This is a genomic window from Streptomyces sp. NRRL F-5727 (assembly GCF_000719555.1).
Taxonomy (GTDB): domain Bacteria; phylum Actinomycetota; class Actinomycetes; order Streptomycetales; family Streptomycetaceae; genus Streptomyces.
In genome coordinates, this window is the sequence record NZ_JOGX01000070.1 from 20,624 (window position 1) to 31,736 (window position 11,113).

Annotated in this window: 11 protein-coding genes; 10 read left to right on the forward strand and 1 reads right to left on the reverse strand. The window is 72.5% G+C overall.

Annotated features, from left to right (window positions below; translation table 11 throughout):
- Position 1: 1 nt before the first annotated feature.
- The 10 genes from IF73_RS0131890 to IF73_RS0131935 all read left to right on the forward strand — a co-directional run bounded on the left by IF73_RS0131890 (position 2) and on the right by IF73_RS0131935 (position 10,143).
- On the forward strand, positions 2-940 hold the full coding sequence (locus IF73_RS0131890; protein WP_031013985.1) for an FKBP-type peptidyl-prolyl cis-trans isomerase: 939 nt from the start codon (positions 2-4) through the stop codon (positions 938-940).
- Between the two features lie 96 nt (positions 941-1,036).
- Positions 1,037-1,417: an FKBP-type peptidyl-prolyl cis-trans isomerase gene (locus IF73_RS0131895; protein WP_031013986.1), complete on the forward strand. Its 381-nt coding sequence runs from the start codon at positions 1,037-1,039 to the stop codon at positions 1,415-1,417.
- A gap of 128 nt (positions 1,418-1,545) precedes the next feature.
- Positions 1,546-2,502 (forward strand): helix-turn-helix transcriptional regulator, encoded by a 957-nt coding sequence (locus IF73_RS0131900; RefSeq protein WP_031013987.1) that lies wholly within the window; start codon positions 1,546-1,548, stop codon positions 2,500-2,502.
- Between the two features lie 16 nt (positions 2,503-2,518).
- On the forward strand, positions 2,519-3,472 hold the full coding sequence (locus tag IF73_RS0131905; protein WP_031013988.1) for a helix-turn-helix transcriptional regulator: 954 nt from the start codon (positions 2,519-2,521) through the stop codon (positions 3,470-3,472).
- Positions 3,473-3,638: 166 nt separating this feature from the next.
- Positions 3,639-3,887: a hypothetical protein gene (locus IF73_RS0131910; protein WP_031013989.1), complete on the forward strand. Its 249-nt coding sequence runs from the start codon at positions 3,639-3,641 to the stop codon at positions 3,885-3,887.
- A 34-nt stretch (positions 3,888-3,921) separates the two neighbouring features.
- Entirely contained in the window at positions 3,922-4,119 is a 198-nt protein-coding gene (locus IF73_RS0131915) for a hypothetical protein (RefSeq protein ID WP_031013990.1), read from the forward strand.
- Positions 4,120-4,306: 187 nt separating this feature from the next.
- Complete coding sequence (tatA, locus tag IF73_RS0131920) at positions 4,307-4,588, forward strand: Sec-independent protein translocase subunit TatA (protein WP_031013991.1); 282 nt, start codon at positions 4,307-4,309, stop codon at positions 4,586-4,588.
- Positions 4,589-4,712: 124 nt separating this feature from the next.
- Positions 4,713-5,624: a twin-arginine translocase subunit TatC gene (gene tatC, locus IF73_RS0131925; RefSeq protein WP_051717517.1), complete on the forward strand. Its 912-nt coding sequence runs from the start codon at positions 4,713-4,715 to the stop codon at positions 5,622-5,624.
- Positions 5,625-5,772: 148 nt separating this feature from the next.
- On the forward strand, positions 5,773-8,601 hold the full coding sequence (locus IF73_RS0131930) for a DEAD/DEAH box helicase (RefSeq protein ID WP_031013993.1): 2,829 nt from the start codon (positions 5,773-5,775) through the stop codon (positions 8,599-8,601).
- Positions 8,602-8,769: 168 nt separating this feature from the next.
- Positions 8,770-10,143 carry a cytochrome P450 gene (locus IF73_RS0131935; protein WP_031013994.1) on the forward strand — a complete coding sequence of 458 codons (1,374 nt, stop codon included), beginning with the start codon at positions 8,770-8,772 and terminating at the stop codon, positions 10,141-10,143.
- A 29-nt stretch (positions 10,144-10,172) separates the two neighbouring features.
- On the opposite strand, the gene IF73_RS0131940 is transcribed toward IF73_RS0131935, so the two are convergent.
- The gene (locus tag IF73_RS0131940; RefSeq protein ID WP_031013995.1) at positions 10,173-11,099 is read right to left on the reverse strand and encodes an ADP-ribosylglycohydrolase family protein; all 927 of its coding nucleotides are present in this window, start codon (positions 11,097-11,099) and stop codon (positions 10,173-10,175) included.
- Between the last annotated feature and the right edge of the window lie 14 nt (positions 11,100-11,113).

The following is an 11,113-nucleotide window of genomic DNA, read 5'->3' on the forward strand; positions in this document are numbered from 1 at the left end:
CGTGCGCCGACTTGCCGGCCTTCTCGTCGTCCCACTGCTGCTGCTCACCACAGCGGCGTGCGGCAGCGACACCAAGGGCTCCGATAACGCCTCGATGACCAACGGGCTGCCCGCCATCACCGCGGGCCAGAAGTTCGGCGAGAAGCCGACCCTCTCCAAGGGCGAGGGCGACCCGCCGAAGGAACTCAAGGTCAACGTCATCAGCGAGGGCGACGGCCCGGTGACCAAGGACGGCGACGCCCTCCAGGTCAACTACCTCGGTCAGACCTGGGACTCCACGACCCCCTTCGACAACAGCTTCGACCGGGGCGAGCCGTTCACCCTCACCCTCGGCGCCGGCCAGGTCATCAAGGGCTGGGACCAGGCCCTGAAGGGCCAGAAGGTCGGCAGCCGCCTGGAGGTCGGCATCCCGCCGGAGCTCGGCTACGGCGAGCAGGGCTCCCCGCCGAGCATCAAGGGTGGCGCCACCCTGGTCTTCGTCGTCGACATCCTGAAGGCCACCACCATCCCGAAGTCCGCCGAGGGCACCGTCGTCGCCCAGGAGAACAAGGACCTGCCCAAGGTCGGCACCAACACCGACGGCAAGGCCCCCTCGCTGACCGTGCCCAAGACCGACGCGCCCAAGGCGCTCGTCTCCAACTACGTCATCGAGGGCAAGGGCGAGGCCGTCAAGGCCACCGACACCCTGACCGTCCAGTACCAGGGCGTGCTCTGGAAGGACGGCAAGAAGTTCGACAGCTCCTACGACCGGGGCGCCCCGGCCACCTTCCAGCTCTCCGGCGTCATCCCGGGCTGGACCAAGGGCCTGGAGGGCAAGAAGGTCGGCAGCCGCGTGCTGCTCGTCGTCCCGCCGGCCGACGGCTACGGCGACAAGGCCCAGGGGCCGATCCCGGCCAACTCCACCCTCGTCTTCACCGTGGACATCCTGGCCAAGCAGTAGCCCGTTCCCGCGCGACCCGGCCCGCCGCGAGGTAGGTTGTCCGGGTCGCGCGGGCCATCGTCCGCGCGGTTTCACCCGTATGAGGAGCACACTGCAGTGAGCATCGAGAAGCCCGAGGTCGACTTCCCGGGCGGCGAGCCGCCGGCCGACCTGGAGATCAAGGACATCTGGGAGGGCGACGGCGCGACCGCCGCCGCCGGGGACACGGTCAAGGTCCACTACGTCGGTGTCTCCTTCAGCACCGGTGAGGAGTTCGACGCCTCCTGGAACCGCGGCGAGGCGCTGGAGTTCCCGCTCGGTGTCGGCATGGTCATCGCGGGCTGGGACCGCGGCGTCCAGGGCATGAAGGTCGGCGGCCGCCGCCAGCTGGTCATCCCCGCGCACCTCGCCTACGGCGACCGCGGCGCCGGCGCCAAGATCGCCCCCGGCGAGACGCTGATCTTCGTCTGCGACCTGGTCGACGTGAAGAAGCCCTGACCGGCTCCGCGCCCCTGACCGAGGGCCCCCGCCTCCGCGGCGGGGGCCCTCGGCTTTTGTCCGGACACCCCGGGGCGGTACGGTCGGACGTCCGAGAACGGAACCGGGGAAGAGGGTGCAGGGCGTCCATGGCGATTGCCAAGGCCGAGCGGCTCATGAATCTCGCGCTGTGCCTGCTCGGGACGCGCCGCGCGCTGAGCAAGCGCGAACTGCGCGGCTCCATCGAGGCGTACCTGGAGGCCACCGGGGACGAGGCGTTCAACCGCATGTTCGAGCGGGACAAGGACGACCTCCGCGAGCTCGGCCTGGTCATCGAGACCGTCGAGAACCTCGACGGCGAGACCGGCTACCTCGCCCGCCGCGACTCCAACCGCCTCCCGCCCATCACCCTGGACGCCGAGGAGGCCGCCGCGCTCGGCCTGGCCGCCCGGGTCTGGCAGCAGGCGCGCCTCGCCGGCGCCGCCAGCGGCGCCCTGCAGAAGCTCCGCGCCGCCGGCATGCCCGAGGCCGAGGAGACGTACGAGACCCAGCCCAGCGCCCTCGAACCCCGCATCCCGGTCCACGAGGCCGCCTTCGAGCCGCTGATGCTCGCCTGCCGCGACCGGCGCCCCGTCTCCTTCGACTACCGCAAGGCCAACGCCGCCCGCCCCGAGCCCCGCCAGGTCGAGCCCTGGACGCTGGAGTGCTGGCGCGGCCACTGGTACCTGGCCGGCTGGGACCGCGACCGCGGCGCCGAGCGCGTCTTCCGCCTCTCCCGCATCACCGGCAGGGTCCGCTCCCGGGCCGGCGCCTTCACCGCGCCCGTGCCCGACGCCGTCACCGTCCGCGAGACCGTGGAGAGCTGGGCCGGCGAGACCGCCACCCGCTCCGCCCGCATCCGGCTCCGGGCCGGCTGCGGCTACCCGCTGCGGGCCCGCGCCACCGAGACCAGCGAGGGCACCGACGGCTGGGACGAACTGGAGATCCCGTACGGGCACGGCCTCGACGCCTGGCTCGTCGAGTTCGGCCCCGACGTCGTCGTACTGGAACCGGCCGACCTGCGGGCCGACGTGGTGGAGCGGCTGCGCGCCGTCGCCAAGGGCTGAGGGGGAGACGAACCGCATGGCTGCCAACGCGATCGACCAGACGAGGCGGATGCTCTCCCTCGTCACCTACCTCCGCGAGCGCCCCGGCGCCCACGTCGCCGACGTGGCCCGCGCCTTCGGCATCACCGAGGACGAGCTGATCTCCGACCTGGACGTGCTGCCCATGTGCGGCACCAGCTTCCGGGGCGGCGACCTCCTCGACATCGACACCGACGGCGACCGGATCTGGTGGCACAACCCGGACGACGTCGCCGAGCCGCTGCGGCTCGCCGCCGACGAGGCCACCGCGCTGCTCGTCGCCGCCCGTGCCGTCGCCACCCTGCCCGGGCTGCGCGAGGGCGACCGGGACGCGCTGGTGCGCGCCACCGCCAAGCTGGAGGCCGCCGCCGGCGAGGCCGCCGGCGCCAGCGCCCGCCTCTCGGTCACCTTCGAGTCCGAGGGCGGCGTCTTCGCCGAGGTCGACCGGGCCATCTCCGAGCGCAAGCGGCTCTGGGTGCGCTACTACTCGCCGGCCCGTGACGAGCTCACCGAGCGCGAGGTCGACCCCATCCGCCTCTTCGCCGTCGGTCACACCTACATGGAGGCGTGGTGCCGGCTCTCCGAGGCGCGCCGCACCTTCCGGCTGGACCGGGTGGCCGAGATCCGGATCCTGGAGGAGGCCGCCGCGCCGCCGGAGCTGGAGCTGCGCGACCTCTCCGAGGGGCTGGTCCAGCCCTCGGCCGACGACCCGGAGGTGGTGGTCGAGGTCGGTCCCGGCGGCCGCTGGGTCGCCGAGTACTACCCGCACGACCGGGCCGACGAGCTGCCCGACGGCGGTCTGCGGATCACCCTGCGCACCCCCGACCCGGCCTCGCTGAAGCGGCTCGCGCTGCGGCTCGGCAGCGACGGGCGGATCGTCTCGCCCGCCGGGCTCGCGGACAGCGCCCGGGAGGCGGCGACCGCCGCGCTCGCCGCGTACGAGGGCGTGTGAGGCTGCCCCGTACGTCTTCGGGGAGCGGGGCGGGGCGGCTCAGCCCGCCGCGGACGTCTTCGGGGAGCGGGGTGGGGCGCGAGGGCCCGCTCCGGACGTCTTCGGAGAGCCGGGTGGGCGGGTGCCGGAAGGTCCAGGGAGTTCGAGACAGGGAGAGTTGAGGGATATGTCCGTGATGTCCGGTCTGTCGATGGGTCCGGTCCTCTTCAAAGCCGCCTGCCCCGACTGCCGCTGCCGCTTCGAACTCACCGCCGGCGCCCTGCGCCTGGCCATCGGAGCCAGCCGTCGCACCACCTTCTACTCCTTCACCTGCCCCGAGTGCGGCAGCGCCGTCCGCAAGCCCGCCGGCGAACGCATCGTCGAACTCCTCACCGGCGGCGGCGTCCGCACCCTCCGCCTCCACACCACCGCCTGACCGCCGGCCACCCCCCAACGGCTAGGCTCGGCCCATGCTCTGGCCCATGCTCGCGATCGCCCTCGGCTTCCTCGGCCTCGCCGTCCTCGGCGTCCTCGCCGTCAAGGTCTTCCTGGAGGTCCGGCGCCTCGGCCGCCAAGTGGCCGTCACCACACAGCGCATCCAGCGCGCCGCGGAAGACCTGGAGACCGCCGCCACCGGACTGGCCCGAACCGGCCGCTCCCTGCCCTGAGTCGGGCCCCCCGCCCCGCCCCGATCCGGCCTGATCAGGGCCCCTCGGACGCAATCGCGAGTATGCACGGGCATTGCCCGACGTTTACTCCTGCGGGTTACGATCGCAGACAGCGCGGTGGCCGGACGCATGTCCGACCGGCCGGGCACGCACCCATGCCGCCTCGGTGAGAAGAGAGACCACAGCCATGTTCCGTCAGATCGGTCCCCTTGAGATCAGCCTCATCCTGCTGGTCGTCGTGCTCCTCTTCGGTGCCAAGAAGCTCCCGGAGATGGCCCGCTCCCTCGGCAAGTCGGCCCGCATCCTGAAGAGCGAGGCGAAGGCCATGAAGTCGGAGGGCCAGGAGTCCGCCCCCGCCGAGGCGCCCGCCGAGCAGGCCGCCCCCGCCCCGCGCACCATCAAGGCCGCCCCCGGCGACGTGACCGGCGGCCGCCCCGTGACCGAGGCGTCGGACTCCACCCAGCGCTGACCCACCGCCGGCGCTGAACCGCCCGCCCCGCACGTACGCCGCCCAGCGGCCTGCCCGCACGAGATGAGGACGTGGGTTGCCCAAGTCTGCCCGCATGAAGAAGGAGAAGGATCCCGAGGGGCGGATGCCACTCGCCGATCACCTCCGTGAGCTGCGCAATCGCCTCGCCAAGGCGATGCTGGCGGTCGTCGTCGCCTCCGTGGTGGCGGCGTTCTTCAGCCAGCAGCTGATGGACCTTCTGTCGTCCCCCGTACCGAAGTGCCCCCCGGACAGCGCCCTGTCCGACAACACCGGCGGACGCTGCGTCGTCCTCGCGTACCAGACCATGCTCTCCCCGTTCACCTCCACGGTGAAGGTGATCATGCTGGCCGGCCTCATCGTCTCCAGCCCGGTCTGGCTCTACCAGCTCTGGGCCTTCGTCGCGCCCGGCCTGCACAAGAGCGAGAAGAAGTACACGTACTGGTTCGCCTCCGTCGCCGTCCCCCTCTTCGCGGCCGGCGCCTACACGGCGTTCCTGATCATGCCCGTCAGCGTGCGCGTCCTCATCAGCATCACGCCCGAGGTCGCCTCGAACTTCCTCTCCCTCGACGACCTCCTGGACTTCACCACCAGGATGGTCCTCGTCTTCGGCCTCGCCTTCGAACTGCCCCTGCTGCTGATCATGCTCAACCTCACCGGCGTGGTCACCGGCAAGCGCATGGCCGGCTGGTGGCGCGCCATGGTGATGGGCACCTTCGTCTTCGGCGCCGTCGCCACGCCCTCCACCGACCCGCTCGGCATGATCGCCCTCGCCGGACCGATCATCGTCCTGTACTTCCTCGCCGTCGGCTTCTCGATCCTCAACGACAAGCGCCGGGCCCGCCGCGACCCCGACGCCCAGCTCTCCGACGACGAGGCGTCCGTACTCGACCTCACCCCCGAACCGGTCGGCGCCCTCGACCCCGTCCCCACCGCCCGCGCCCTGCCCGAGCAGGCCACCGGCGACACCGACGGAGCCCGCGCACACCGCACCGGCGGCTACGACGACATCACCTGACGCCACCGGGTGTCACGGGCGGTCACCGCCCGCCCGCGAGGTCCCCCGGACACCGTCCGAGGGGACCTCCGCCGTTCCCGGCCGCCTCCCACAGCCCTCCATAAAGATCGCGTGGCTGTCAGAGGGGGCGGGTAGGCTCGATGACAAGATGACAGAGGACCTCACCCCAGCCGAGGCGTACGCGGCCGCACGCGCGCGCAACGCAGAGCAGGCCACCGCACTGGCCCCCTTCCGAGAGATGTACGAGTTCGGTCTGGACCCCTTCCAGATCGAGGCGTGCCAGGCTCTCGAAGCGGGCAAGGGCGTGCTCGTCGCCGCCCCCACGGGCTCCGGCAAGACCATCGTCGGCGAGTTCGCCGTCCACCTCGCCCTCACCCAGGGCCGCAAGTGCTTCTACACGACCCCCATCAAGGCGCTGTCGAACCAGAAGTACGCCGACCTCGTCAAGCGGTACGGACCCGACAAGGTCGGCCTCCTCACCGGCGACAACAGCGTCAACGGCGACGCGCCGATCGTCGTCATGACCACCGAGGTCCTCCGCAACATGCTCTACGCGGGGTCCCAGGCCCTCTCCGGCCTCGGCTACGTCGTCATGGACGAGGTCCACTACCTCTCCGACCGCTTCCGCGGCGCCGTCTGGGAGGAAGTGATCATCCACCTCCCCGAGTCGGTCACCCTCGTCTCCCTCTCCGCCACCGTGTCCAACGCCGAGGAGTTCGGCGACTGGCTCGACACCGTCCGCGGCGACACCGACGTCATCGTCTCCGAAGAGCGCCCCGTCCCCCTCTGGCAGCACGTCCTCGCCGGCCGCCGGATGTACGACCTCTTCGAGGAGGAGACCGACCACGGCGGCCGCGGCGCCGCCCGCCGCGAGGTCAACCCCGACCTCCTCCGCCTCGCCCGCACCGAGAACTCACGGACGTACAACCCCCGCGACCGCCGCCGCGGCAAGATGGTCCGCGAGGCCGACCGCGAGCGCGAGCGCCGCCAGCGCTCCCGCATCTGGACCCCCGGCCGCCCCGAGGTCATCGAGCGCCTCGACGCCGAGGGACTCCTCCCCGCCATCACCTTCATCTTCAGCCGCGCCGGCTGCGAGGCCGCCGTCCAGCAGTGCCTCTACGCCGGCCTCCGGCTCAACGACGACGCCGCCCGCCTCCGGGTCCGCGAGATCGTCGAGGCCCGCACCGCCGCCATCCCCGACGAGGACCTCCACGTCCTCGGCTACTACGAGTGGCTGGAGGCGCTGGAGCGCGGCATCGCCGCCCACCACGCCGGCATGCTCCCCACCTTCAAGGAGGTCGTCGAAGAGCTCTTCGTCCGCGGCCTCGTCAAGGCCGTCTTCGCCACCGAGACGCTCGCCCTCGGCATCAACATGCCCGCGCGCACCGTCATCCTGGAGAAGCTCGTCAAGTGGAACGGCGAACAGCACGCCGACATCACCCCCGGCGAGTACACCCAGCTCACCGGACGCGCCGGCCGCCGCGGCATCGACGTCGAGGGACACGCCGTCGTCCTCTGGCAGCGCGGCCTCGACCCCGAGCACCTCGCCGGCCTCGCCGGCACCCGCACCTACCCGCTGCGCTCCAGCTTCCGGCCCTCCTACAACATGGCCGTCAACCTGGTCGACCAGTTCGGCCGGCACCGCTCCCGGGAACTCCTGGAGACCTCCTTCGCCCAGTTCCAGGCGGACCGCTCCGTTGTCGGCATCTCCCGCCAGGTCCAGCGCAACGAGGAGGGCCTGAGCGGCTACCGCGAGGGCATGACCTGCCACCTCGGCGACTTCGAGGAGTACGCGCGGCTCCGCCGCGACCTCAAGGACCGCGAGACCGAACTCGCCAAGCAGGGCGCCGCCCAGCGGCGCGCCCAGGCCGCCGCCTCCCTGGAGAAGCTGAAGCCCGGCGACGTCATCCACGTGCCCACCGGCAAGTTCGCCGGCCTCGCCCTCGTCCTCGACCCCGGCATCCCCGCCGGCCGCACCAACGGCCACCGCGGCTTCGAGTACCACGACGGCCCCCGGCCCCTCGTCCTCACCGCCGAGCGGCAGGTCAAGCGCCTCGCCTCCATCGACTTCCCCGTTCCCGTGGAAGCCCTGGAGCGGATGCGCATTCCCAGGACCTTCAACCCCCGCTCCCCGCAGTCCCGCCGCGACCTCGCCTCCGCGCTGCGCTCCAAGGCCGGCCACATCAACCCCGAACGGCACCGCAAGCAGCGCTCCGGCGCCGCCGACGACCGCGAGATCGCCCGCCTGCGCGCCGCCCTCCGCGCCCACCCCTGCCACGGCTGCGACGAGCGCGAGGACCACGCCCGCTGGGCCGAGCGCTACCACCGGCTCCAGCGCGACACCAGGCAGCTGGAGCGGCGCATCGAGGGCCGGACGAACACCATCGCCCGCACCTTCGACCGGATCGTCGCGCTCCTCACCGAGCTCGACTACCTCCGCGCCGACGAGGTCACCGACAACGGCAAGCGGCTCGCCCGGCTCTACGGCGAACTCGACCTCCTCGCCAGCGAATGCCTCCGCGAAGGCGTCTGGGAAGGACTCGACCCCGCCGAGCTCGCCGCCTGCGTCTCCGCCCTCGTCTTCGAGGCCCGGCAGGCCGACGACGCCGTGGCGCCCAAGGTGCCCGGCGGCCGGGCCAAGGCGGCGCTCGGCGAGATGGTCCGCATCTGGGGCCGCCTCGACGGCCTGGAGGAGGAGTTCAAGATCAGCCAGGCGGAGGGCGTCGGCCAGCGCGAGCCCGACCTCGGCTTCGCCTGGGCCGCCTACCAGTGGGCCTCCGACAAGAGCCTCGACGAGGTGCTGCGCGAGGCCGAGATGCCCGCCGGCGACTTCGTCCGCTGGTGCAAGCAGGTCATCGACGTCCTCGGTCAGATCGCGGCGGCGGCACCGAAGGAGAACAGCACGGTCGCGAAGAACGCGCGCAAGGCCGTGGAGTCCCTCCTGCGCGGCGTGGTGGCCTACAGCTCCGTCGGCTGACACGCCCTCACATCACCCGAGAAGGGCCCGTGGTGGACACACCACGGGCCCTTCCCGTACGCACTCCGCGTTGTCCACAGCCGGTTGTCCACAGGGCTGGCGCGAGGCCCGGGCCGTCCGCTTGCATGGACCCACACACAGCGAAAGCCAGTGGGGGAGGGGACGTACGTGACCACGCACGCCGGCACCGAGACCGGGATCACCATCGCCGAGGGACCACGCGGAGTGCCGCTCCTCGGCAACCTCCCCGCCTTCGGGAAGGACCCCCTCGCCTTCTTCGAACGGCTCCGTGAGCGGGGCGACTTCGTCCGCTGGCGCTTCGGCCCCAGCCCCGCCCTCTTCATCGCCCACCCCGACACCATCGGAGAACTGCTCACCGAGGTCGAGAACACCTTCGACCAGCCCGACCTGGGCATCGCCATCCGCACCCTGCTCGGCAACGGCGTGGTCGTCGCCAAGGGCCGCGACTGGCGCCGCAAGCGCTCCCTGGTCCAGCCCTCGGTCCGCCCCAAGCAGGTCCGCTCCTACGCGGCCACCATGGCGGAGTGCGCCGTCGCCCTCGCCGACCGCTGGACCGACGGGCAGCGGATCGACATCAAGAAGGAGATGGCGGCCCTCACCCAACTCATCGCCGTCCGCACCATCTTCGGCACGGACACCGCCGCCGACGCCGAGGCGATCGGCCGGGCCATGGACGTCGCCCAGCAGGAGATCGGAGCCGAACTCAGCGGCATCGGAGCGCTCCTGCCCGACTGGATCCCGACCCCCGGGCGCGCCCGCGTCAAGCGGGCCACCGCCGTCATCGACGCCGAGGTCGCCCGCATCGTCTCCCGCCACCGCGACGGCGGCGAGGACCGCCCCGACCTCCTCAGCCGGCTCCTCACCGCCCGGGACGAGACCGGCGCCCACCTCTCCGACCGTGAGATCCGCGACGAGACGGTCACCCTCTACATCGGCGGCCACGAGACCACCAGCTCCGCCCTCGTCTGGGCCTGGTACCTGCTCTCCCGCAACGAGAAGGTCAGGCGGACCCTCACCGAGGAGCTGGACCGGGTCCTCGCCGACCACGAGCCCTGCTACGACGACTACGCCTCCCTCACCTACGCCCAGGCGGTCGTCAAGGAGACCCTCCGCCTCTACCCCACGATCTGGCTCCTCACCGGCATCGCCAAGGAGGGCGCCACCCTCGGCGGCACCCCGATCCCGCCCGGCACCCGCGTCTGGTCCAGCCAGTGGTCCACCCACCGCGACCCCCGCTGGTACGGCGACGCCGACACGTTCCGCCCCGAGCGCTGGCTCGCCGACGCCGAGGACCGACCGGCGGAGAAGATCCCCGAATACGCCTGGTACCCCTTCGGCGGAGGCCCCCGCGTCTGCCTCGGCACCCGCTTCGCCCTCGTCGAGGCCGTCCTCGTCCTCGCCGCCCTCGCCCGCCGCTACGACCTGGACGTGGACCCCGAGGAGATACGCCCGGTCCCGAGCCTCACCCTCCAGCCGGACCGCGAGGTCCTGGCCACGATCCGATCCCGGACAGGGAGGTGAGGCGCCTCACCACGACCGGCTGAGCCTGGTCACGCGTCGCCGAGAGCACACGCCAGCGCGCGCAGCTCGTCCGCGCCGAGGACACGGCCGCCGAAGCCGGGGAGCGGGACGTGCAGCGTGGCCGTCCATCGGTCCGGGATCGCCCCGGCGCCGTGCACGGCGCCGGCCAGCATCCCGGTGACCGCCGCGACCGTGTCCGTGTCCCCGCCGAGGTCGACGGCGGCCGCCAGGGCCTCCTCGAAGGTCCCGGTGGTGCGCAGCGCCCACACGGCGGAGCCGAGACAGGGCCAGACGGCGCCGTTGAACTCGGTCGCGTCCTCCGGCCGCCACCCGGGCGCCAGGACCGTGGCCCAGCGCTCCCGCTCATCCGCGCCCACCTCGGCCAGGACGTCCGGAACCACGGTCAGCGGGTCCTCACCGAGCAGGGCGACCCGCACCAGTTCGTGCAGGAGGGCGGTGCCCTCCCAGGCGGCCCGGTGCCCGTGGGTGAGGGCGGCGAGCCGGCGGCCGGCCTCCATGGTGGCCGCGCGGCCCTGGGGAGCGAAGTGGACGGCGGACGTGGAGGCACGCATCAGACAGCCGTTGCCCGCGCCGCGGCCCTCCACCTGGAAGTCCAGGGCGGCGGCCCGGTCCCACGTACCGCCGCCCAGCAGCACCCGTTCCGTCTGGAGACCGATGTCCTTGGGGTCCGCCGCCGCCCAGCGCCGGAACCGGTCGAACACGTCGGGCAGATCGAGCCCGCCGCGTTCGAGCAGCGACTCCCCGACGAGCACGGCCATCTGGGTGTCGTCCGTGGCCTCACCCGGATCCCAGCCGCCACCCCCGCACAGCTCCCCGACGCCGTCGGGGAACCGGTCACGGAAGGCGCCGGGAAGGCCGAACTCGAAGGGCGCCCCCAGGGCGTCGCCGACGGCGGAGCCGAGGACGGCGCCCATGGCGCGGTCGGGGGAGGTCATGGCGTCAGGGTAGG